At 69.6% G+C, this 21,430-nt stretch carries 20 protein-coding genes; 12 read left to right on the top strand and 8 right to left on the bottom strand.

Annotated elements, in window-relative coordinates; genetic code table 11:
* Positions 1–6: 6 nt before the first annotated feature.
* Both F0U63_RS46305 and F0U63_RS46300 read right to left on the bottom strand, forming a co-directional pair.
* Positions 7–1,092, bottom strand: a complete 1,086-nt coding sequence (locus F0U63_RS46305) for a hypothetical protein (protein WP_395841464.1) — start codon at positions 1,090–1,092, stop codon at positions 7–9.
* Between the two features lie 365 nt (positions 1,093–1,457).
* A complete protein-coding gene (locus F0U63_RS46300; protein ID WP_395841462.1) occupies positions 1,458–3,518 on the bottom strand; it encodes a M3 family metallopeptidase in 2,061 nt (686 codons plus the stop codon).
* Between the two features lie 285 nt (positions 3,519–3,803).
* On the opposite strand from F0U63_RS46300, the gene F0U63_RS46295 reads away from it, so the two are divergent.
* A complete protein-coding gene (locus F0U63_RS46295; RefSeq protein ID WP_395841460.1) occupies positions 3,804–4,865 on the top strand; it encodes a hypothetical protein in 1,062 nt (353 codons plus the stop codon).
* A 12-nt stretch (positions 4,866–4,877) separates the two neighbouring features.
* On the opposite strand, the gene F0U63_RS46290 is transcribed toward F0U63_RS46295, so the two are convergent.
* Positions 4,878–5,222, bottom strand: coding sequence for a co-chaperone YbbN (locus F0U63_RS46290; protein ID WP_002621873.1), 345 nt, complete (start codon positions 5,220–5,222; stop codon positions 4,878–4,880).
* A 176-nt stretch (positions 5,223–5,398) separates the two neighbouring features.
* Between F0U63_RS46290 and F0U63_RS46285 the strand changes: the two genes are divergently transcribed.
* Positions 5,399–6,865 carry an SMI1/KNR4 family protein gene (locus F0U63_RS46285; RefSeq protein ID WP_395841458.1) on the top strand — a complete coding sequence of 489 codons (1,467 nt, stop codon included), beginning with the start codon at positions 5,399–5,401 and terminating at the stop codon, positions 6,863–6,865.
* A gap of 24 nt (positions 6,866–6,889) precedes the next feature.
* Here F0U63_RS46285 and F0U63_RS46280 read toward each other — a convergent pair whose 3' ends face one another.
* The 3 genes from F0U63_RS46280 to F0U63_RS46270 all read right to left on the bottom strand — a co-directional run bounded on the left by F0U63_RS46280 (position 6,890) and on the right by F0U63_RS46270 (position 9,061).
* A complete protein-coding gene (locus F0U63_RS46280; protein WP_395841456.1) occupies positions 6,890–8,032 on the bottom strand; it encodes an AI-2E family transporter in 1,143 nt (380 codons plus the stop codon).
* A gap of 15 nt (positions 8,033–8,047) precedes the next feature.
* Positions 8,048–8,317 (bottom strand): hypothetical protein, encoded by a 270-nt coding sequence (locus F0U63_RS46275; RefSeq protein WP_395841454.1) that lies wholly within the window; start codon positions 8,315–8,317, stop codon positions 8,048–8,050.
* Between the two features lie 105 nt (positions 8,318–8,422).
* Positions 8,423–9,061 carry a vancomycin high temperature exclusion protein gene (locus tag F0U63_RS46270; protein ID WP_395841452.1) on the bottom strand — a complete coding sequence of 213 codons (639 nt, stop codon included), beginning with the start codon at positions 9,059–9,061 and terminating at the stop codon, positions 8,423–8,425.
* 212 nt (positions 9,062–9,273) lie between these two features.
* Between F0U63_RS46270 and atpG the strand changes: the two genes are divergently transcribed.
* From atpG to F0U63_RS46225, 9 genes are all read left to right on the top strand, one after another.
* Positions 9,274–10,170: an ATP synthase F1 subunit gamma gene (atpG, locus tag F0U63_RS46265; RefSeq protein WP_395841450.1), complete on the top strand. Its 897-nt coding sequence runs from the start codon at positions 9,274–9,276 to the stop codon at positions 10,168–10,170.
* A 113-nt stretch (positions 10,171–10,283) separates the two neighbouring features.
* On the top strand, positions 10,284–11,729 hold the full coding sequence (gene atpD / locus F0U63_RS46260) for a F0F1 ATP synthase subunit beta (protein ID WP_395841448.1): 1,446 nt from the start codon (positions 10,284–10,286) through the stop codon (positions 11,727–11,729).
* Between the two features lie 40 nt (positions 11,730–11,769).
* Positions 11,770–12,315: a hypothetical protein gene (locus F0U63_RS46255; RefSeq protein WP_395841446.1), complete on the top strand. Its 546-nt coding sequence runs from the start codon at positions 11,770–11,772 to the stop codon at positions 12,313–12,315.
* Between the two features lie 31 nt (positions 12,316–12,346).
* Positions 12,347–12,751 carry a F0F1 ATP synthase subunit epsilon gene (locus F0U63_RS46250; RefSeq protein WP_395841444.1) on the top strand — a complete coding sequence of 135 codons (405 nt, stop codon included), beginning with the start codon at positions 12,347–12,349 and terminating at the stop codon, positions 12,749–12,751.
* 120 nt (positions 12,752–12,871) lie between these two features.
* Positions 12,872–13,129 carry a hypothetical protein gene (locus tag F0U63_RS46245; RefSeq protein WP_395841442.1) on the top strand — a complete coding sequence of 86 codons (258 nt, stop codon included), beginning with the start codon at positions 12,872–12,874 and terminating at the stop codon, positions 13,127–13,129.
* A gap of 116 nt (positions 13,130–13,245) precedes the next feature.
* Positions 13,246–14,283 (top strand): ADP-ribosylglycohydrolase family protein, encoded by a 1,038-nt coding sequence (locus F0U63_RS46240; RefSeq protein ID WP_395841440.1) that lies wholly within the window; start codon positions 13,246–13,248, stop codon positions 14,281–14,283.
* A 141-nt stretch (positions 14,284–14,424) separates the two neighbouring features.
* Entirely contained in the window at positions 14,425–14,829 is a 405-nt protein-coding gene (locus F0U63_RS46235) for a phage holin family protein (RefSeq protein ID WP_395841438.1), read from the top strand.
* Positions 14,826–15,353, top strand: coding sequence for a hypothetical protein (locus F0U63_RS46230; RefSeq protein WP_395841436.1), 528 nt, complete (start codon positions 14,826–14,828; stop codon positions 15,351–15,353). The genes F0U63_RS46235 and F0U63_RS46230 overlap by 4 nt, the downstream gene beginning before the upstream one ends.
* Positions 15,354–15,537: 184 nt before the next feature.
* Complete coding sequence (locus F0U63_RS46225) at positions 15,538–17,352, top strand: AMP-dependent synthetase/ligase (RefSeq protein WP_395841434.1); 1,815 nt, start codon at positions 15,538–15,540, stop codon at positions 17,350–17,352.
* On the opposite strand, the gene F0U63_RS46220 is transcribed toward F0U63_RS46225, so the two are convergent.
* Complete coding sequence (locus F0U63_RS46220) at positions 17,279–17,689, bottom strand: TfoX/Sxy family protein (protein WP_395841432.1); 411 nt, start codon at positions 17,687–17,689, stop codon at positions 17,279–17,281. The genes F0U63_RS46225 and F0U63_RS46220 overlap by 74 nt on opposite strands.
* Before the next feature lie 241 nt (positions 17,690–17,930).
* Between F0U63_RS46220 and F0U63_RS46215 the strand changes: the two genes are divergently transcribed.
* Positions 17,931–18,590, top strand: coding sequence for a M23 family metallopeptidase (locus F0U63_RS46215; protein WP_395841430.1), 660 nt, complete (start codon positions 17,931–17,933; stop codon positions 18,588–18,590).
* A gap of 16 nt (positions 18,591–18,606) precedes the next feature.
* Here F0U63_RS46215 and F0U63_RS46210 read toward each other — a convergent pair whose 3' ends face one another.
* Complete coding sequence (locus F0U63_RS46210; RefSeq protein WP_395841428.1) at positions 18,607–21,387, bottom strand: protein kinase; 2,781 nt, start codon at positions 21,385–21,387, stop codon at positions 18,607–18,609.
* Between the last annotated feature and the right edge of the window lie 43 nt (positions 21,388–21,430).

Here is a 21,430-nt window from a genome sequence, read left to right as displayed (position 1 = left end):
CGGGCCTCAGTCGAACGCCGAGGGACGGCAGCCCCACTGGGTCAGGTCCTCGGAGACGGTGGCGCACATCCAGCCCTCGCCGCACGAGTCGAGCTGCTTGGGATCGCACTGACGGAAGCAGGCGCTGGTGGTGCCGCCCGCCCAGCCGCAGACGTGTCCCGCGCCACAGCTTCCGGGACGGAAGGGCTCACACTCGCGGGCACACCAGAACGAGCCCCGGCCGCGTCCCCCGTCCATGAGACAGCGCTCGCCTTGCGCGCAGGGCGTCTCCGGACAGGAGCCCGTCACCCGGGCCAGACACCGGTTGCCGCCGTTCGGCAGGCGTTTGCATTGCTCACCCGGGGCACAGCCGAGCTGTTCGCAGTCGGGCACGCAGCCCGCGCCATCCGAGTCGTCCGTGCAGGTGTGGCCCCGGGGGCAGCTCGTGGGCTCTCCGGGCTGACAGGGCTGGGTACAGACCTGGTTGAGACACCGCAGGCCCTCGCGGCAGGCCCCGGAGCGGGAGATGTAGTCGGGATCGCAGCTCTCGCCCACGTCGCGCTCGCCCACGGGCATGCACCGGCGGATGGCGGCGTTGCTGGTGCCCGTCTTGAGCTCACGGCAGGTGGTGCCGGGAAAGCAGTGCTCGTCTTGCTCGCACTCGGACGCCATGCATTCCAGGCGGCGCGTCTCGCGGTTGATGAGGCAGCCCTGGTCCTGGGGGCAGTCCGCGCTGCTCTGGCAGCTTCCGCACTTGAGCACGTCGCCTTCCCAATGGCAGCGCGTGGCGGCGGCGGGCAGTCCATCGGACGAGATGTCCTTGGAGGCCAGGGGCAGGAGCGAGGCGTCCATCGAGGCGCTCGGGGTGGTACGGGTGAGCAGTTGTTCGGGGGCGGGTGGAGCGGTGGACCAGGAGGTGGAAGGGGGAGCCGTGGACCGCGGCGCCACCGCTTCCCGGGAAGTGTCCTGGGGAAGCGGTGGAGCGGGCGGGAGGACGTGACGGGCGGAAGGCATGCCCGTGACGGCCGACTCGCAGGGCTCATCGAGGAACTCACCGATTGCATCCGGGATGGAGGGGGAGAGCCAGAGCAGGAGCCCCAGCCCGAGTATCATCACCGCCGATACCCTCCAGCCCGCATGGGAATGGTCACGCCACATGCGCACGTTCTCCCGGCGTTGGGCTCAGCAGTACTCGGAGCAATAGACGTAGCTGCCGTCCATGTCACATCCACATGCGAAGACCCGGATGCATCTGGGTTCGGCGGATGCCACTTCGCCCATGAGTAGAGTCGTGGTCCCCGCGAGGCTCAACCACCGCAGCCATCTCTTCTGACCAATGCTCATGATATCCCCCCCTTGCGTGTCGTGAATCGTCAGGGAGGATGGACCTACTCAGGGAGTTCGGTCTACTGTCCACGGGAACAGACGGGGGCGCTTGTCGGCTCTCAAACGAGCCGCTCCCGTGGAGTGTCCGCCCGTCATGACGCATCGAGATATGCGCGATAGGCGTCGAAGCCGTGGGGCCGTCCGAGGAAGTCTTCCACCAACTGTGCGGCGGGCTTGGAGCCACCGGGCTCGAGCACCGTGCGGCGGTACTTCATCGTCGTGGCCGGGTCGAGGTAGCCCTGCTTCTGGAACTCGGTCTCCAGGTCCTTGGCGATGACGAGTGACCAGAGATACGTGTAGTACGCGGCCGAGTAGCCCTCCAGGTGGCCGAAGGACAGTTGGAAGTGCGTTCCCTCGCGGTACTCGTGGCGGAAGGGGCTGTATTGCTCTTGCAGCCGCGCGAACTCCTGGGTGGTGTCGAAGCCCGGCGGCCGTGAGTAGTACTCGAGCGACACCGCGGACAGGAAGAGCTGGCGGCGCGTCCACAAGCCCTTGCCGGACTCCCGCGCCGCGCGGAGCTTCTCCACGAGCGCGGTGGGGATGGGCTCTCCCGTCTGGTGATGGCGGGCGAACTCCTGGAGGATGGCGGGCTGGCTGGCCCACTGCTGCAACAGCATGGAGGGCGTCTCCACGAAGTCCCACTCGGTGGAGATGCCGCTGATGCCCTTCCACTTCTGCCGGCCCGCGAAGACGTGGTGCAGCAGGTGGCCGAACTCGTGGAAGAACGTCTCCACCTCGTCCGGGGTCATCAGCTCGCCGGGGCGCGGGAAGTTGCACACGAGCGCGCCCTCCGCAAGGCGCTTGCCGGCCTGGCCCGTGACGACGTCGAACTGGGCGGCGTGTTTGTATTTGTCCTCGCGTGGGTGCATGTCGAGGAAGATGCGGCCGAGCCGCTCGCCATGGTCGGTGACGTCATAGGCTTCCACGTCGGCATGCCACACGGCGGCGTCCTTCACGGGCTCGAAGGCGATGCCCCACATGCGCGAGGTGATGTCCATCACCCCCTTCTTCACGCGCGCGTACTCGAGGTAGGGCCGCAGGGCTTGCGAGTCGAAGCCGAAGCGCTCCGTGCGCAGCTGGTCCTCGTAGTAGTCCTGATCCCAGGGCTCCATGCGGGGAGCCGCCGGTTCATCCCGCCGCTTGCGCGCGAGCAGCCGCTCCGCTTCCTCCTGGGCGCGCGCCTTGGACGTGCCCTCCACCCGGGCGAGGAAGTCCGCCGCCGCCTGGGGGGTGCGCGTCATCTTGGTCTCGGTGACGTAGGCGGCCCAGGAGGCATAGCCGAGCAGCGTGGCCAGCTCGTGACGCCGGGCGATGAGCTGGGCGAGCACCTGCTCGTTCTGCGGGAAGGCGCGCTGGTGGTAGACGCGCCAGAGCTTCTCGCGCGCCTTCGCGTCGCGCGCGTACGTCATGAAGGGGAAGTAGTCCGGGTAGTTGGTGGTGAGCACCACGCGGCCGTTGGCTCCCGGCGGGTGGGCGCGCACGAAATCCTCGGGCAGGCCCGCCAGCTCCCGCGGCTCCAGCTCCACCCGGCGCACGTCCTCGGCGATGTTCTGGTTGAACGTCTGGCCGAGCTTGAGGATGGCCTCGTTGAGCGCCTTCACCCGCTCGCGCGTGGGGCCGTCCCGGTCCACGCCGGCGCGGCGGAAGTCGAGCAGCGTGCGCTTCATCCAGTAGTGCGTGGCGGCATCCGCCTGGGCCAGGTCCACCGCGCTCAGCGCGTCGTACACGGCCCGGTCCTGGGAGATGGAGACCTGGAGCGCATCGGCCCGCTGCTCGCTCTCGCGCGCGGCGTCGCGGAAGGCGGCCTGGGGATGGACCTCGCGCGCCAGCCCCGCCAGGCTGGTGCAGCCCCCGAGCGCCGCCATGGCCTCGTCATAGGCCTCGAGCACCGCGGGGCCCTCGCGCGAGGGCGAGAGTGTCTTGAGGTGGGCGATCCGCTCGCGCGCCCGGTCGAGCCCGGTGGTGCACGCCCGGGTGAAGTCCTCGAGCGAGCCGGCCAGGGGCCGGGCGCCCTCGGGCGGGGCCACGGGCGCGGAGGCGAGGGGGGTGGGTGCGGACTTCCACGAGGGGGAGTGGGCGCAGCCCACCGAGGCGAGCACGGCCGCGAGGCCACATGCCGCGAGATTGAGGACAACCGCCGGCCTGGGATTCATGGCGCCGGACTCTAGCGCGCACCCCGCGAGCGCGGTCTCTCTCCTGCTCGGCCAGGTACCGTCACTTTTTTGACGTTTTCCGTGGTTCCCGGAGAACACCGTTCATTCTAGAGTACAGGGTGCTTACGTTCAGCAACAGGGAGGGGCTTGAACGGCTGGCGAATCGGGGGGACGACCACTCCAGCCTACGTGTGGGTTGTTCGTGCGCTACCGTTGAAGAATTCTCTCCAGGGTCTTCAAGGGAAGGCATGGGCTCCTCGTGGGGGCGCCATGCGAGGTGCCTCGATGCAACAACGCACCCGCAAGTCCGGTCCTGGCGTGGCGCTCCCTCAGGAGGCCGCGTGCGTGGAGGGGCCGAGTTTGTCTCTGCTGCGCATTCCCGCGGCGCTGCCGTGCGAGCCGAGTCTGTACACGGCGATGATGGAGCGTGGCACCCGGGGGCGGGTGTTGGATCTGGAGCTGCTGCGGCGCGAGCCGGCGCGGGTGCGGCGCTACGACGCGAGCCAGTTCGGCCTGCTCACGGCGCACGTCTACCCGCGGGGCACGAGGGAGCGGCTGGAGCTGTGCAATGACTGGCACGTGTGGTTGTTCCTCTTCGACGACGAGGTCGACGAGCTGGCGGAGGTGGGCCAGCGGCCGGCGTACTTGAAGGCGTACGTGGACGCGTGCCTCGAGGTGTTGCGCGGTGGCGCGTTGAGGGCCCGGGCCACGCCGCTCGAGCGCTTCACGTGGGATTGGCGTCAGCGCATGAGCCGCCTGGCGAGCGAGCTGTGGATGGAGCGCTTCGTGCGCGACGTGGAGGACTACCTCCACCGGGGCACGCTCCCGGCGGCGCGCCACTGGACGGAGGGCACGGTGCCGGACCTCGAGTCCTATATCGAGCAGCGTGCCCTGGACTCGGGGGTGTACACGGCGCAGGACCTGGTGGAGTTCGCCGAGCCGGGACAGGAGCTGCCCGAGGAGCTGCTCCGCCTGCCGCTGGTGCGGCGGCTGCGGCTGCTGTGCACGCGGGTGGTGGCGTTGACCAACGATCTCTTCTCCTTCGAGAAGGAGGTCCTCTGGCACCGCAACCCGAACAACTTCATCCACGTCCTGCGGGTGAACCGGGGGCTGGAGCTGCGCGAGGCCATTTCCACGGCGATCGACATCATCAACGCGGACACGGACGCGTTCGTCGCGTGCGAGGAGCTGCTCCAGGCGTCCCGGTTGGCGGACCCTCGGCTTCTCGGGTACGTGGAGGGCCTGAAGGCGTGGATCCGCGGCAACATGCACTGGTCGCTGGTGACGGGGCGCTACAGCTCGCCCACCTCACCCTTTCCGGAGCTGCGCCGCCAGGCGTCCCCGTGAGCCGGGGGAGGCTCAGGCCGGGGGCAGGTGGTCGCGGATGACGCCGAGCCAGTACTCGCGCCCGTAGTACTGGCTCATCTTTCCGATCCGCTCGCCGTCGCGGAACAGGAGGAAGGTGGGGATGCCATACAGGCCGAAGCGCCGCGCGAGCTCCTCGTGCTCGTACGCGTTCACCTTGACCACGCGCATACGTGCGCCCTCCAGCTCGGACAGGAGCGAGGGCTCGGCGGCGGCGTAGATGTCGCAGTTGGGGCAGCCGGGCCCCCAGAAGTCCACCACGACCAGCTCGTCCCGGGGCTCCAGCACCAGGGCATCGAAGGTCTGCGGCGTCGCGTCGTAGCTCACGGGATGTGCCATGCCGGCTCCGTCTAACGGCACCGGGCCGGTGATTCAACCGCGCGCGGGGGGGAAGCCGGGGGGGCCCACGCGGAAAGGCTGTCCGTTGGGAAGCGGGGCCGTGCACAATACGGGGCGAGGCGTACTGCATCGCGAGACTGGGCGCCATAAGTTGGGTCCATCGACGTGGAGGGCACATGCACGAGTGGCTGGAGGGACTTCAGAAGTCGGCGGTACGGACGTCGGCGGGAGTGGGGCAGGAGGACGTCCAGCGGGCCGAGACCGAGTACGGGGTTCCCTTCCCCGAGGATCTCGCCACGCTGTTCCGCGCGTTCAACGGAGGGGAGTTCCAGGGGGACGTCACCATCTTCGCGCTGCACGGTCCCGAGGGTGCTCCGAGCGTGCTGGAGAAGACGCGGCTGATGGTGGAGGGGCTGCCGGCCGCGGGGCTCTGGCGCATCGGCCACAAGGGCGCGCACCGTCATCTGTTCACCGCACGTAAGTCGGCGCTGCAGGAGCAGGCCGAGAGCCCCTTGCCGGGCTGGGCGGAGTCGCTGTCGGGCGACGACTGGGTCTACGGCACCTGGGACACGGAGGCGCGCGAGCTGCGGCTGTACCGCTCGCTCCAGTCCATGCTCGAGGTGCTCGTTCCCCCCAAGGAGGTGGAGGAGTTCGGCGACCGGACCTACGCCCGTGCGCTCTCCGCGGTGCAGGGTGCCTTGAGCGACCTCTCGGTGGAGTACGAGGAGGGCGAGGTGCCCAAGGCCCAGGCCGAGGAGGAAGAGGGCGAGGAAGAAGAGGCCGAGGAGGAAGAAGCCGCGGCCGAGGAGGGCGACGAGGAGGAGGCGGAAGAAGCCGAGGAGGGTGCGGCCGAGGAGGAAGAAGCCGCGGCCGAGGAGGGCGAGGAGGAGGAAGAGGCCGAGGAGGAGGCGGAAGAAGCCGCGGCCGAGGAGGGCGAGGAGGAGGAAGAGGCCGAAACGGCCGAGGAGAAGGCCGTCGAGGAGGAAGCCGAGCCCACCGGCGCGGACGAGTCCGACGAGGAGTTGCAGCAGCCCGTGGTGGCCGCCGCCCGGCGTCGCATGGGGAAGATCCGGAAGGAGGCTGCCCAGGAACGCTCCGCGCCCGTGACGCCTCTGCGTGAAGTGGAGCCGAAGGCGCCGTCCAGGCCGAGCGCCAGGCGCGAAGCGACGCGTCCCGCGAAGGCGGACACCGCGGCTCCGGCGCGGACGTCGGCCGCGAAGAAGGCAGCAGTCGAGACCAAGGCCCCGGTGAACAAGGCTCCGGTGAAGAAGACGGCCGAGACGAAGGCCGCCGCGAAGAAGGCCCCGGTGAGCAAGGCTCCGGCGAAGAAGGCCGCCGCGAAGAAGGCCCCGGCGAGCAAGGCTCCGGCGAAGAAGGCCGCCGCGAAGAAGGCCCCGGCGAGCAAGGCTCCGGCGAAGAAGGCCGCCGCGAAGAAGGCGGCTGGGACGAAGACCGCCGCGAAGAAGGCTCCGGCGAAGAAGGCCGCCGCGAAGAAGGCCCCGGCGAGCAAGGCTCCGGCGAAGAAGGCCGCCGCGAAGAAGGCCCCGGCGAGCAAGGCTCCGGCGAAGAAGGCCGCCGCGAAGAAGGCTCCGGCGAAGAAGGCTCCGGCGAAGAAGTCCGCGGGTGGGCGTGGCCGGCGCTGAGCCACGGCCTCTCGTTCCGGCTTCCTAGTGGTTCATGGGAGTCGGCGCTGGACGGGGGCCTTCACGAGGCCCTGGCGGCGGGGAGGGGAGGATGAGGCGGCTCTTGCCGTCTTCCTCCCGCTGGTGGCGCCACTGCTCGTTGAGCCGCGTCAGCCGGTCCTGCAACCACACCTGGATCGCGCCCGCGATGGGCAGACTCAACAGGGCTCCGATGAGGCCCGCCAGGCCCGTGCCCACCAACATCACCAGGGCGATGATGAGGGGGTTCATCTTGAGCGTGCGGCGCTGGACGAGTGGCTGGAGCAGGTTGCCCTCCACCTGCTGGTAGACGAGGAAGAGGCCCAGGGCGATGAGTCCCTGGCGTCCTCCCACCGAGGCGGCCGTGGTCCCGGCCACCAACAGTCCTCCGAGGAAGGAGCCCACGAACGGGACGAGTCCCAGCACCGCCATGGCCAGGCCCAGGGGCAGGAAGTAGGGCACGCCGAGCAGCAGGGTCATCACCGACGTGAAGACGCCTCCGATGAGGGCCACGAGGAACGAGCCGGCCACATAGCCGCCCACCGCCTGGTTCATCCTCCGTCCCATGCGCCAGTAGTGCTCGCGCCGGGAGGGCTCCACCCACTGGAGCGCGGTGTTGAACAGATCCGAGCCGAACAGCAGGAAGAAGATGGTCAGGACGAAGATCGTCACCCCGGCCAGCACGTGGCGCAGCACGTCCGTCACCACGCCGAGCAGGGGCCCCGGGGCCATCGAGATGTGGCGGCGAAGCTCCTCGGACGCCTGGGAGATGAGATCGTAGCGTTCGTCCATCCGCTCGACCCAGGGGTGGTGGCGCAGCCGGGCGATGAAGTCCGGAGCCGCCTGCGCCAGGCCTCGTCCCTGGTCCAGGAGCATGGGCACCAGCGTCACCACCAACGACGCCAGCAGGCCGAGTCCGAGCAGGCCCACGCCCATCACCGCCACGCCCCGGCGCATCCCCCGCTTCTCCAGCGCGCTCACCAGCGGGTGTACCGCCAGCGCGAGGAAGATCGCCACCAGGGCCCAGGACAGCACGGTCCAACTCCTGACCAGCATCCACAACACGGCGAGGATCGCCAGGGAGTGCAGGCCCACCGTCCACACCGTGCGAGGCGTCACCTGCGAGGGGGAACGGGGGCGCTGGGTCATGAGCGGGCCTGTCGGCTAGCCTTCGGGAAGCTCATCCGGCGCGTACGGACGCACCGGCTGGCTCGGCCGCGCGGTCACCGTATCCTCGGCGTCCTCGTCGATTTCCCCGAACGCTTGGATCTGGTCCGGAAGGATGTCCCGGAAGTCGGGCTCGTCCTCCAGGGGCGGACTCGCGCTGAGCTCCGCATCGGTGAAGTTGATCTCCTCGCGGCCGGTGACCGGGTCCCGGTGGCGCAGGGACTCGGACTCACCCACGTCTTCGGCTCCGAGCTTCTTGAATCGCATGACGCTCTCTCCAGGCAAGCACGCCGGGATGGCTGCTCTGGCCCAACGGTGCGGACCCGGGGGATTGCTCGCAACGCGGCCGTGCCTGCCCGCCTGCCGGGTCGCTCAGCGCGAGGGAGCCGGGGCTTGTCCGGAGGGGTAGCGGGGGGGCGCATCCGCCCACACCATGCCGAGCGCCAGCACCCGCGAGAGCGTCTCGCGCAGGGCGTAGCGGCGCGTCCGGGGGCTGCTCTCGTCCGCCGCCACGCCCCAGGCGTCGATGCCCACCGAGTTGGCGATGTAGAGCGCGCGCGTCAGGTGGAAGCGTTGGGTGACGAGCAGTGCCCGCCGCACGCCGAAGATGCTCCGGGCCCGCACGGAGCTGTCGTAGGTGGACAGGCCCGCGGTGTCCTCCTGGACGGCGGAGTCCGGCACGCCCCGGTCGCGCACGTACTGGGCCATGGCGTGCGTCTCGACATGGAAGCGGTCCGAGTTGTCCCCACTGAGCAGCAGCACTTCCACCTTGCCCCCATGGTAGAGGGCCAGGGCGGCGTCCAGCCGCTGGGCGAGCACGGGGGAGGGGACACCTCCTGGCGCGAGCCCCGCTCCATAGACGAGCGCCACCGGGGCATGGGGCGCCTGGGCCCGGGGGACGATCCGGTCCATGTACCGGTGTTCCACGTACAGCGAGGCGGCCGCCACGCCCAGGGCGGCACCCAGCCCCAGTACGAGCAACGCCCTCAGCCACCGGCGTGCCCGGCGCATCGTTTGACGGCCCCTTCGCATGCGATTCCGGCTCAACCGCCGGGGGAGCCATTCTCGTCCCTCGCGAGGGCGTGGGGAAGCGGCTTGCTCGCTCCGGAGTGATCCGCCGGGTGTGGAAGGCCAAGGTTGACCGGCCACCACACCAGCCTATATAGGGGGCCGCGTCCGGGTTCCGCTGTCATACCCGAGTTTCCAGAGGAGCTGCTGGCCCCATGGCGTCCCTTCGCGACATCCGCAAGCGCATCCGCTCGGTGAAGAACACGCGGCAGATCACCAAGGCGATGAAGATGGTCGCCGCCGCCAAGCTCCGCAAGGCGCAGGACGCGATCACCGCGGCGCGCCCCTACGCGCAGATGCTCGATCAGATCATCTCCGACCTGGTGGCGCGCTCCCAGGGCGAGGAGCTGGCGCATCCGCTGCTCAGCTCGCGTCCCGAGCGCCGGGTGGAGGTGCTGCTGCTCACCTCGGATCGCGGCCTCGCCGGCGGCTTCAACTCCAACGTCATCCGGCGCGCCAGCCGCTTCCTGTACGAGAAGGGCACGGGCGTGGAGATCGAGGTCTCCACCGTGGGCCGCAAGGGCAACGACTTCTTCCGCCAGCGCGGCCAGAAGATGCGCAAGGACTTCGGCCACCTGTCCCAGAAGCCCGACTACGCCCAGGCCGCCCAGGTCGCCGAGGAGATGAGCGCGCGCTTCCTCCGGGGCGAGGTGGATGCCGTCTACGTCATCTACAACGAGTTCCTCTCCGCCATTAACCAGAAGGTGACGGTCTCCCAGCTCCTGCCCCTGCAGACGCTGACGGCCGGTGCCGCCACCACGGCCGCCGAGGCCCCCGCGGCCACGACCGCCCTGGTGGACTTCAAGTACGAGCCGGGCCGCCAGGAGGTGTTGGATCGCCTGGTGCCCCAGGCCGTGGCGATCAAGCTCTACCGCTCGCTCTTGGAGAGCATCGCCAGCGAGCACGGCGCGCGCATGTCGGCGATGGAGAACGCCACCAGCAACGCCACGGACATGATCGCCAGCCTCTCGCTGACCTACAACCGCACCCGCCAGGCCGTCATCACCAACGAGCTGATGGAGATCGTGTCGGGCGCGGAGGCGTTGAAGTAGAAGCAGTCCTTCTGGCCAGACGGCCTCCAGGCTTGACCCCCGGGGGCGCCCGCTTGTAGAGGGGGCGCGTTCATCCCCGGGCAACCCTTTCGACGACACGGTAGAGACAGTCCATGAGCGCTCAAGTTCCGACGGTAGGCAAGGTGACCCAGGTCCTCGGTCCTGTGGTCGACGTGGAGTTCCCGCCCGGTGGGCTTCCCGAGGTGTTCACCGCCCTCAAGCTGACCAATCCCAACATCAGCGCGGAGCAGAACAACCTCACGCTCGAGGTCGCCCAGCACCTGGGTGAGAACACCGTGCGCTGCATCTCCATGGACTCCACCGAGGGTCTGGGCCGCGGCCAGCCCGTCACCAACACGGGCGCGCCCATCCAGGCCCCCGTGGGCAAGGCGACGCTGGGCCGCATCCTGAACGTCACCGGCGAGCCGGTGGACGAGAAGGGCCCCGTGGCCGCCAAGGAGAGCTGGTCCATCCACCGCGCGCCGCCCCCGTTCACCGAGCAGGACGTGCGCGTGCAGATGTTCGAGACGGGCATCAAGGTCATCGACCTGCTCGCTCCCTACACCCGTGGCGGGAAGATCGGCCTGTTCGGCGGCGCCGGCGTGGGCAAGACGGTGCTCCTGCAGGAGCTCATCCGCAACGTGGCGGTGGAGCGCGGCGGCTTCTCCGTGTTCGCCGGCGTGGGCGAGCGCACCCGCGAGGGCAACGACCTGTATCACGAGATGCAGGAGAGCAACGTCATCAAGGTCGACAACCTGGAGGAGAGCCAGGTGGTGCTGGTGTACGGCCAGATGAACGAGCCGCCCGGCGCCCGCGCCCGCGTGGCCCTCACCGCGCTCACCATCGCGGAGTACTTCCGCGACGTGGAGGGCCGTGACGTGCTGCTCTTCGTGGACAACATCTTCCGCTTCACCCAGGCGGGCTCCGAGGTGTCGGCGCTCCTCGGCCGCATCCCGAGCGCCGTGGGTTACCAGCCCACGCTGGCCACGGAGATGGGTGGCCTCCAGGAGCGCATCACCTCCACCACCAAGGGCTCGGTCACCTCCGTGCAGGCCATCTACGTGCCCGCCGACGACCTGACGGACCCGGCGCCGGCCACCACGTTCGCCCACCTGGACGCGACCACGGTGCTCAACCGCGCCATCTCCGAACTGGGCATCTACCCCGCGGTGGATCCGCTCGACTCGACGAGCCGCATCCTGTCGCCGGACGTCGTGGGCCAGGAGCACTACGCCGTGGCCCGCCGCGTCCAGGGCATCCTCCAGCGCTACAAGGAGCTGCAGGACATCATCGCCATCCTCGGCATGGACGAGCTGTCCGAGGACGACAAGATGCTCGTGGCGCGCGCCCGGAAGATCCAGCGCTTCCTGTCGCAGCCCTTCCACGTGGCGGAGATCTTCACCGGCGCCAAGGGCAAGTACGTGAAGCTCCAGGACACCATCCAGGGCTTCAAGGAGATCGCCGAGGGCAAGCACGACGACCTGCCCGAGTCCGCCTTCTACATGGTGGGCGGCATCGACGAGGCGGTCGAGAAGGCGCGCAAGCTCGCGGCGAGCTGAGTTCTTCCGCCGCTTCCTCGTCCGGGCCAGGAGGTTCCACATGCTGCGTTCCATCTGCTTGGGAATGGTGTTGTGGGCTCTTCCTGGTCTGGCCGACGAGCGCGCCAGCCGCCCCCGGGTGAGCGCCAACGGAGACTTCTCCGTGCGCATGGTGGAGCGGGGCCCGGGCCGGTGCTCCCTGGAAGTCTCCCAGGACAGTGGCCCGGTGTGGACGCTCGAGCAGTGCGTGGGCGGGGCGGACGACCTCTACTTCGTCTCCAACGACGGCAAGCGGGTCTGGGTGCTGTTCCCGCTCGCGCCCAAGGGCCAGAAGAAGCTCGCGGGCAAGAAGTACAAGAAGGTGCCCGCGTGGGCCAACACCCAGGTGGCGGTGGAGGTGGACCGCCAGGGCACGCGGTTGCAGGAGCGGCGCCTGCTGGAGTTCGTGCCGACGCGCGCCCTGCCCCAGGTGCGGCAGATGTCGCAGCACATCAAGTGGTTGGAAGGCATGGTCGGCGTGCCGGGCAGGAGCCCGCGCCTGACGGATGCCGGAAACATCGAGTTCGAGGTGGTGGGCGGCGACAAGACCCACCGACTGACCTTCTGACACAAGCAGTCCCCACGGAGTGGCGAGCCCCATGGCCAAGCTGACGGTCGAGATCGTGACCCCCGAGAAGCGCATCCTGTCGGTGCAGGCGGACGAGGCGATCGTCCCGGGCGCCAAGGGCCTGTTCGGCGTGAGGCCGGGCCACACCCCCTTCCTGTCCCTCATGGACGCGGGCACGCTCACGCTCAAGGGCGAGGGCGGCCACACCGACACCTACTTCGTGGCCGGTGGCTTCGTCGAAGTGACCAACGACAAGGTGCTCGTGCTCGCGGACGTGGCCGAGCCCGTCTCGGGCATCGACGTGGAGGGCGCGCGCCGCCGTCTGACCGAGTCGATGGACCGCCTGCGCGGCCTGTCCTCGGATGACGCGCGCTTCGCCGTCGAGCAGGCCGCCGTGCGCCGCGAGACGGCCCGCATCGCCGCCTTCTCCCGCTGAGCGCTGTTCCTCCGCCCCTCGCCGGGGCTCTCAAAGTCTGTCTTTGGGATTCACGTCTGCCTCCGCCCTCGTTCCCTGTCTGGTTGATGGGGCCGGGGGCGGTGCTCGTTGGAGCCTCTGGTGACTTCACCCGTGTTGGTGCTCTTCCATCGCATCGCGGATCCCCCCTCGGCGGTGGCTCGCCGCTACGTGGTGGACTACGCGCTGGAGGATCGCGTGCTCTTTCGCAACGTCGCCTTCGCCGAGGCGGAGACAGCATGGCGAGAACTGGGTGGACAACTCACGCCCGCGCTCTGGGATGGTGTGCACCTGCATCAAGGTGCCGAGGCGGTCGTGGCCCGGCTGCAGGCCGTTGTCAACCTGGGCCGCGACGCTTGATGGCTTGTGGTGGGAGCACCCCCTTCACCCAATCCCTACGGGAATCGTGACGAAGTCGCGAGAGATGAAAGTCGGGGCTGGTCATGCCTCGCGTTTTGGTTATCTTGCCCCTCCCCATGTCGATGACTCCCGCCGAGCGCCAGGACAGGTTTCAAGCGGCGTTCCTGGGACTCGCCATCGGAGATGCCCTGGGTTTTCCCCTGCGTGGCGTCCCGCCGTCGAATCTCCTGCGCCTGTCGGGACTCGCGGATGACTTCGCGCCCCGTCCTCGCGGGGGCAAGTACGCCAAGGGCCAGTTCTCCGACGACACGCAGCTCATGCTCGCCACCGCCGAGAGCGTCATCCGCGAGGGCAAGGTGGATGGGCGCAGCGCCGCGGCGCACCTGGCGTGGCTGTGGCAGGAGGGCATCATCCTCCAGCCTCCCAAGCCGCTCGCCGAGGCGCTGCAGAAGCTCGCGCAGGGCACGCCGTGGATGAGCGCGGGCGCGCCCCTGGGCGTCAAGTGCCACTCGGTGCTCAGCCGCGCGCTCGTGGTGGGCCTCTTCGAGAGCAAGAGCCGCGTGCGCATCCGTCACGACGCGGGCGTGCTGTCCGTCCTCACGCACAAGGATCCGACGTGCGCCGCGGCCGCGGCCGCCTTCGCGCAGGCGGTGGCCCTGGGGCTCACCACCAAGGAGCCGCCCACGCCCGCCGCGTTCTGCGAGGAGCTGGCCCTGGCGGCCGCCGCGCATGATCAGGAGCTGGCCGAGGAACTGCGCCACCTGCCCCGCCTGCTCACGTGGGATCCCGCGCGCGCCATGGCCCAGCTGCGCAAGGTGAGCGTGCCGCCCAGCCAGCTCAAGGGCGTGGACGGCCTGCCCCCGCACGTGGTGCCCGTGCTGCTCATGGCGCTCTACGCCACCCTCAAGGCCCCCAACGACTTCCGCCAGGCCGTGGAGCTCACCCTGCGCTGCGGTGGCGAGGCCGACGCCGCCGCCGCCTGCACCGGCGCCCTGATGGGCTGTCACCTGGGCACCGCCGCCATCCCCGCCCGGCTGCGCAAGAACGTGCTGTACGCGGAGACCCTCGTGGATGCCGCGGAGCGCCTCTTCCAGGCCCGCCAGGTGCGCGAGACCCTCGCCACCGCCCTGGCACAGCAGCGCCGCCGCCGCTGAAGGCTCGGCGAGCGTGCGGGCAAGCCCCCCTTCGCCCTGTCTGACTTCCGCCCACGCCTCCCCGCTTCCAGCTTCCTGGGAGAGAGCGGGACACACCTGGCACCACCTGGTGCGGTCCTGAACGCTTCGGGAGGCAGTGGCGTGGAAATCGAATCGGAACAGCTGGAGCGCAGGCAGCTGGAGTCGTTGTCCACGGCGGAACTCATCCGCCATGCCATCGACGAGGCACGGCTGCTCGCGCGGGCCGAGATCCTGCACGCGAAGAAGGAGCTCAAGGAGGAAGTGAAGGCGGCCCGTTCGGCGGGAATCCTCCTGGGCGCGGGGGCGGTGCTGGGTCTCGTGGGTCTGGCGGCGATGCTGGTGGCCGTGGGCCTCGCGCTTCCCCTGGCTCAATGGTTGGGCGTGCTCCTGGTGGGCGTCTTCCTGCTGCTGGTGGCCGGAGGGCTCGCCCTCGCCGGCAAGAAACGCCTGCCGACCCAGCCCCTGCCGCACACCCAGCAGCGGTTGAAGACCGATGTCGTGCGCACCCGGGAGACACTGCAATGAGCGACCAGAACAAACCCAGCGGCTCCATCACCTCGAGCATGAGCGATCGTGAGCAGGTGGAGCGCACCGCGGATCGTCTGCGCGACGAGCTGCTGCTCACCCTCGAGGAGCTGGACCGGCGCCGCGAGCGGGCGCTCGACGTGAAGTACCAGCTGCGCCAGCTCCTCGCGCGCAACCGCGAGACGCTCCTCGCGGCGGGCGGCGTCGCGGTGGCGATGGTCGTCGTGGGGGCGGGCTTCTCCTGGTGGAACGAGCGCCGTCAGGCGCGCATCGTGTGGGAGCGGCGCGGCCGGGCCCTGCGCCGCGCCTGGGAGCATCCGGATCAGGTGGCCTCCGCCTCCAGGAAACAGCCGCTCGCCCTGGAACTGGGCCGCAAGCTCGTGTTCATCTTCGGCTCTGCGCTCGCCTCGGCGCTGGCGAAGAACGCCGTGGCGACACTGGTGCCCTCGTCCGAGGCTCAGCCTGGCAAGCAGGGGAACAAGCGCCTGGGTCTGCACCTCATGCAGCAAGAAGCCCGCGCCTGAAAGTCCGTCACATCCCGAGGCGGCGCTCTCCACTCAGGGGGGCGCCGTTTCCCATTTCCCGTCTGACGCCCTGCGTCACCTTCCGGGACCCATCCAGTAGGGCTGGGTTTTGAGATAGTTTGTGGCCACGGAGATTCAAGGGGGGGCGTCTCGTGACACCGCCCATTCCAGGAGCCCACACCTCATGACGAGTCCTCGGTTCGAGACGCTGGTCGACATCTATCTCAAGAGCATCGCCACCTTCGGTCCGCGTCCGCTCTTCCTCGAGAAGAAGAACGGCCAGTGGATGGAGATGACGTACATCCAGTTCGGTCAGAAGGTGGACGACCTGCGCGGTGGGCTCGTGCAGCTCGGCGTGAAGCCGGGGGATCGCGTGGCGGTCATCTCCAACAACCGTCACGAGTGGGCGGTGGGCGCCTACGCGGCCTACACGCTCGGGGCCGCCTACGTGCCCATGTACGAGCAACAGCAGGAGAAGGAGTGGCAGTACATCCTCAAGGACTGTGGCGCCACCCTGGTGTTCGCCGCCACGGACGCCATCGCCAAGAAGCTCGCGGCGGCCAAGGCGGAGCTGCCCGCGCTCCAGCACATCATCCGCTTCTCCGGCACCGAGCAGGAGCCCGACACCTTCGCGTCCCTGCTGCGCCGCGGCGCCGAGGCCCCCGCGCCCAGCGCCTCGCCCAGGTCCGAGGAGCTCTCCGGCCTCATCTACACCTCGGGCACCACGGGCAACCCCAAGGGCGTGATGCTCAGCCACGGCAACATCGCCAACAACGTGAGCGCCATCCACCAGATCTTCCCCATGTCGCAGGCGGATCGCTCGTTGTGCTTCCTGCCCTGGGCGCACGTCTTCGGCCAGACGGTGGAGCTGCACGCCCTGTTCTCCATGGGCGCCTGCATGGGCCTGGCCGAGTCGACCGAGAAGATCATCGAGAACCTGAGCGAGGTGCAGCCCACGCTCATCTTCTCCGTGCCGCGCATCTTCAACCGCATCTATGACTCGCTGCAGAAGCGCATGGCCACCGAATCTCCCCTCAAGCGCACGCTCTTCATGCGCGGCCTGGAGGTCGCGCGCCAGCGCAAGGCGCTCGCCGAGCAGAAGCGCTCCAGCGTGCTGTTGGACCTGCAGCACGCCTTCTTCGACAAGGTCGTCTTCTCCAAGGTGCGCGCGCGCTTCGGCGGCCGGATGAAGTACGCCTTCAGCGGCGGCGCGGCCATCTCGCGCGAGGTGGCCGAGTTCATCGACAACCTCGGCATCACCGTCTACGAGGGCTACGGCCTCACCGAGACGTCCCCCATCGCCACCGCCAACTTCCCCAACCGCCGGAAGATCGGCTCGGTGGGCACCGCCCTGCCCGGCATCCGCGTGGAGATCGATCGCACCGAGACGGGGGACCCCAAGCAGGGGGAGATCGTCGTCTTCGGCCACAACGTGATGCTCGGCTACTACAACCTGCCCGAGGAGAACGAGAAGGTCTTCACCGGCGAGCGCGGCTTCCGCACCGGCGACATGGGCTACCTGGACGACGACGGCTTCCTGTGGATCACCGGCCGCATCAAGGAACAGTACAAGCTGGAGAACGGCAAGTACGTGTCGCCCGCGCCCATCGAGCAGGCGCTGCAGCTCTCGCCCTTCATCACCAACGTCATGCTCCACGGGCAGAACAAGCCCTTCAACACCGCCATCATCGTCCCGGACATGGCCGCGCTCACCCAGTGGGCCAAGGACAAGGGCCTGGACGCTTCCATGCCCGCGCTGCTCAAGCTGCCCGAGGTGCAGCAGCTCTACCGCGAGCAGATCATCGAGTTCACCCCCGGCATCAAGAACTACGAGAAGCCCCAGCACTTCCTGCTCGTCGCCGACGACTTCACCACCGCCAACGACATGCTCACGCCCTCGCTCAAGCTCAAGCGGCGCAGCGTGCTCAAGAAGTACGGCGAGGACGTGGAGAAGCTCTACGTCGAGGCGGAGAAGAAGGGCGCGACGCGCGCCGCTTGACGGGCGGCGCCCGCTGGGCGGCCTCCACGGCCCGGCGGGCCCAGGGCAGGAGCGCCAGGGCGTCGTCCGCCGCGTCCGGCGGCGGCGTCCAGTAGGACATGGTCACGGGCTTGCGTCCCTTGCCCGCGTCGTACACGAAGGGCTCGCCCCCGGCTGCCTCGAAGTGGGGGCGCGTGAGCTCATCCGTCTTGAGGTACAGCCGTTCCTCGATGACGAGCCCGAACATCCTCCCCCCCAGGTACACGCCCCAGCCGCCGAACATGGCCCGGGCCTGCACGGGCCCGAGTGGCTCGAGCAGCTCCAGCGTGTACTCCACGTAACTGTTCTGTCGTGCCATGGGGCTCTGCCTCCGTCTGCTCCCTTCATACGACATGATGCCTGGCCGCCTACTCCCTTGGCTGGCTCGGGGGGGTGGGGAGACGAGGGGGGTTGCGGAATAGTAAAAAGGGAGCAGGCCGTTCTCGCGCGGCTCCCCCATGCTCATCTCCACGATCTTCCTGCTCGCTTCCGCCCCGGCAGTTAATCCCACCCGCAACACGGTGGTCCCCGAGGTGGGTGTCCCCTTCGCTTGTGGTCGCGTGTTCCCGGTGAGTCAGGGGCACGACACGGGGAGCCACCTGCAGAACGACACCTACGCCTGGGACTTCCGCATGCCCATCGGCACGCCCATCGTGGCGGCCCAGGATGGCAAGGTGCGCATGGCGCGCGGAGACAGCACCCAGGGCGCGTGTGATCCCAAGATGGCGCCGTACGCCAACTACGTCGTCATCAATCACGACGGTGGCATGGAGACGCAGTACCTGCACTTCAGCGCCGTGGTGGTGAAGCCCGGCGATACGGTGCGCAAGGGGCAGCTCATCGGCTACTCGGGCAACACCGGCTGGTCCTGCGGCCCCCACCTGCACTTCAAGGTGGCCAACACGGTGAGCCCCGGGTGGAACAACCCCTCCGTGCCCGCGCGCATCGCCGGTTACGGAGATCCGGTGCGCGACACCCTCATCGCCGCTCCCGGGTGTGGCAATACGTCGGACCTGTCGGTGATGGCCGCCAACGACGCGACGCGCGCCCAGCAGCCGCTGGCGCCCGAGACCCCCGCGCGTGATGGCGAGCAGGCCGCGGGCGGTATCCCCACGGGCGCCAAGGCCATCATGGACCGCGTGTCCAAGTCGGCCTTCGACTCCTCGCGCCTTCCTCCCCAGGCCCAGGCGTCCGACGACGGCTCGGGCGGCTCGCGCTAGCCCCGCGCGCCTGCCTTCAGCGCCCCTTCCCCCGTTGCACGAGGGGCGCCGCGCGCGCCTGCTCCTGACGGAGCAGCGCGTCGAGCTTCCTCCCCGCGCGCACGGCCTCCCGCCGTGCCTCGCGCACACGCGCCGAGCCGCGAGGACCGCGCAGCCGCTCGACGAGCGCGAGCGCCGTCCGCTCCCGCCGTACCGCTTCCACCCACTCCTCATGTTCGAGGCGCAGCGCCTCGTGGGTGAGCACCATCCTCCGGTGGGCTTCCTCCTGGGCGGACTGCTCCTTGTTCCGCTCCAGCTCCCGGGCCTGGCGCTCGGCGAGCTCGCTCAGCGCCCGTTTCTCCGCCGCGTGGGCCTGGGACTGCGCATCCCGCGCCAGCGTCTCCGCGCCGTGCGCCAGCTCCTCGGCCGCCCGTGCCGCCGCGGCCTGGTACTCGGCCTCCGTCCTCGCCTCGCGCAGCAGCACCAGCGCCAGCGCCAGGAGCACCAGCCCCAGCACCGTCACGCCTCCCACCAGCAGCGCCCGTTCGCGGCGCAGGCGACGCTGCTCGTGGGTGAAGATGGCCTCCAGGAAGTCGCGCTGGAGCGCCGACAGCGCCTCGTGCGCGTGCCGCTGGAAGCGCCGGGCCTCCTCCACCCACTCGCCGCGCCACAACAGACGCCGATCGCGGCCACTCTCCTGCCACTGCCGGGCCGCCTGGCCCAGGAGCTTCAGGAACGCCGCGTCCTCCTGGCCCTCGTTCAACCAGTGCCGGAGCGTGGGCCAGTCGTGGATGAGCGACTCGTGCACCAGCTCCACCACCGTGTCCGGCTCGTCCCCTCCACTGTGCAGCACGAGCAGCCGCGCGCGCACCAGGTGCTCGATGAGCCGCCGCAGCTCCGCCGCGTCGTCCGTCAGCTCGCACAGCTCCTGCATCATCACCAGGGCCCGCGTGCGTTCGGGTGTCACCAGGCGCGTGCTCAACAGCCGCGTCAGCGTCCGCTCCCGGGTGGACAGGCCCGCGAGCACCCGGTCCGCATGGTTCGCGAGCGCATGGGGGATGCCGCCCATCGCCTCGTGGGCATCCCGCGTGAGCAGCTTGTCGCGCGTGTCCCGGGACTCCCACAGCCAGGTGGCGGCGAACTGCAACAGCGGGAGCGCGCTCGGGCAGGTTTCCAGGTGCGCCAGCATGTCGTCCACCAGCGAGGGCGTCTCGAACCGGTAGCCCGCCAGCTCCGCGGGCCGCACCAGCGCGTCACTCAGGCCGTCACGCGTCGGCGCGCCGAGGAAGAAGATGCCCTGGGCGAGCTCCGCCATGAAGCGCTCGTCCTCGGGCACCCGGTCCAGGAAGCTCGAGCGCACGCAGAGCACCACGCGGATGGGCGAGGTGGCATCGTCCGCGAGGTCCGCCAGGCACGCGGTGAAGGCCGCGCGCTCGCGTGCGTCCGGCACCCGCGTGTACAGCTCCTCGAATTGATCGACGAAGAGCAGGATCTTCCGGCGTTGGCGCCGGGCCCTGTCGCGCAGCACGCTGCCCACGTAGCCGGGCTCGGCGCGCAGGCGCTCCACGCGCTGGAACTGCTCCTGGATGTCCTGCTCGATGGACTGGGACGAGCCCACCAGGGGCTCCACCACCTGGGCCAGGGCGGCGAGCGGCGCCGCGCCCGGGCGGAGGGTGAACGTCTCCCACGGGGTGCCCGAGCGCTCGAGTGTGGGGATGAGGCCCGCGCGCACCAGGGACGTCTTTCCCGCGCCGGCGGGGCCCGCCACCGTCACCAGCGGCTGGTAGTGGAGCCGGTGGACGAGCGTGGCGACCTCCCGCGTGCGGCCGAAGAAGCGGTCCGCGTCGGTCTCCTGGAAGGGGGCGAGGCCCACGTAGGGGGCCATGTCCGGACGCGGCTCGGGATTGAAGCGCTTGGGGAGGAAGGGCTCCAGGGCGCGCAGCAGGGTCGACGCGTCGGGGCAGCGCTGGTCCCTGGACTTGAGCAGACAGCGATCCACGGCCGCGGCCAGCTCGCGCGGCAGCCCCGGGGCGAGCGTGCGCAGTGAGGGCAGGCGGAGATCAAGCCGGGCCGTCACCGCCAGCTCCGGACCCCGGAGCGGGCCCAGGGGGTGCTGGCCGGCGAGCAGCTCGAAGAGGATGATGCCCACGGCCCAGATGTCCGTGAGGTGATCCACCGGGCCGCCCTGGCCCCACTGCTCCGGGGACAGGTACTCCAGGGTGCCGGGCAGCGTGCCCCGGCACGTGAGATCCTTCCCGTCGTCATCGAGCAGCCCTCCGGGGAGCGCCTCCTGGGACGTATCCGCCCAGGGCTCGCCCGCCTGGAACACCCGGGCGATGCCGAAGTCGAGCACCTTGATGCCGCCCGAGTCCGTGACGACGATGTTGTCCGGGGTGAGCGCGTGGTGGACGAGGCCCTGCTCGTGCGCGTACGCCAGGGCCCTGATCACCGGCACCATCAGCTCGACGGCGCGCACCGAGGGCAGCCGTTGCTCGTGGGTGTGCTCCCGCAGGGACTGGCCCTGGAGGTGCTCCAACACCAGGAAGGGGCCGTCCTCGCACTGGCCGGCCTCGTGGAGGGTGGCGATGTTCTCGTGGGCGCAGCGCGCGATGGCGCGGGCCTCGGCGAGGACGCGTTGGATGAAGCCGTCGTCCCGGGTGGGCAGCAGCTTGAGGGTCACGCGGCGCCCCAGCCGTGTGTCGCGTGCGAGGAAGCTCTGGCCCAGGCCATGGCCGCTCAGCTCGCGGATGAGTTCGTAGTGCTGGAGGCGTAGCCCGGGTTGGACGGACGAGGGGATCGTCGAGGGGGCCGATGTCATCGGCCACCAGGATGCGCACGAGCAACCGCCACGCCCATGGGTA

The sequence above is a fragment of the Cystobacter fuscus genome (assembly GCF_044360685.1).
Classification (GTDB): Bacteria; Myxococcota; Myxococcia; order Myxococcales; family Myxococcaceae; genus Cystobacter; species Cystobacter fuscus_C.
Note: the sequence above shows the minus strand (reverse complement) of the source record. Positions and strands in the feature narration are given on the sequence as shown.

What these genes read in the sequence shown, in the direction of transcription:
- F0U63_RS46305 (WP_395841464.1), bottom strand. Translation starts at nt 1,092, where the DNA reads ATGATACTCGGGCTGGGGCTCCTGCTCTGGCTCTCCCCCTCCATCCCG.
- F0U63_RS46300 (WP_395841462.1), bottom strand. Translation starts at nt 3,518, where the DNA reads ATGAATCCCAGGCCGGCGGTTGTCCTCAATCTCGCGGCATGTGGCCTC.
- F0U63_RS46295 (WP_395841460.1), top strand. Translation starts at nt 3,804, where the DNA reads ATGCAACAACGCACCCGCAAGTCCGGTCCTGGCGTGGCGCTCCCTCAG.
- F0U63_RS46290 (WP_002621873.1), bottom strand. Translation starts at nt 5,222, where the DNA reads ATGGCACATCCCGTGAGCTACGACGCGACGCCGCAGACCTTCGATGCC.
- F0U63_RS46285 (WP_395841458.1), top strand. Translation starts at nt 5,399, where the DNA reads ATGCACGAGTGGCTGGAGGGACTTCAGAAGTCGGCGGTACGGACGTCG.
- F0U63_RS46280 (WP_395841456.1), bottom strand. Translation starts at nt 8,032, where the DNA reads ATGACCCAGCGCCCCCGTTCCCCCTCGCAGGTGACGCCTCGCACGGTG.
- F0U63_RS46275 (WP_395841454.1), bottom strand. Translation starts at nt 8,317, where the DNA reads ATGCGATTCAAGAAGCTCGGAGCCGAAGACGTGGGTGAGTCCGAGTCC.
- F0U63_RS46270 (WP_395841452.1), bottom strand. Translation starts at nt 9,061, where the DNA reads ATGCGCCGGGCACGCCGGTGGCTGAGGGCGTTGCTCGTACTGGGGCTG.
- atpG (WP_395841450.1), top strand. Translation starts at nt 9,274, where the DNA reads ATGGCGTCCCTTCGCGACATCCGCAAGCGCATCCGCTCGGTGAAGAAC.
- atpD (WP_395841448.1), top strand. Translation starts at nt 10,284, where the DNA reads ATGAGCGCTCAAGTTCCGACGGTAGGCAAGGTGACCCAGGTCCTCGGT.
- F0U63_RS46255 (WP_395841446.1), top strand. Translation starts at nt 11,770, where the DNA reads ATGCTGCGTTCCATCTGCTTGGGAATGGTGTTGTGGGCTCTTCCTGGT.
- F0U63_RS46250 (WP_395841444.1), top strand. Translation starts at nt 12,347, where the DNA reads ATGGCCAAGCTGACGGTCGAGATCGTGACCCCCGAGAAGCGCATCCTG.
- F0U63_RS46240 (WP_395841440.1), top strand. Translation starts at nt 13,246, where the DNA reads ATGTCGATGACTCCCGCCGAGCGCCAGGACAGGTTTCAAGCGGCGTTC.
- F0U63_RS46230 (WP_395841436.1), top strand. Translation starts at nt 14,826, where the DNA reads ATGAGCGACCAGAACAAACCCAGCGGCTCCATCACCTCGAGCATGAGC.
- F0U63_RS46225 (WP_395841434.1), top strand. Translation starts at nt 15,538, where the DNA reads ATGACGAGTCCTCGGTTCGAGACGCTGGTCGACATCTATCTCAAGAGC.
- F0U63_RS46220 (WP_395841432.1), bottom strand. Translation starts at nt 17,689, where the DNA reads ATGGCACGACAGAACAGTTACGTGGAGTACACGCTGGAGCTGCTCGAG.
- F0U63_RS46210 (WP_395841428.1), bottom strand. Translation starts at nt 21,387, where the DNA reads ATGACATCGGCCCCCTCGACGATCCCCTCGTCCGTCCAACCCGGGCTA.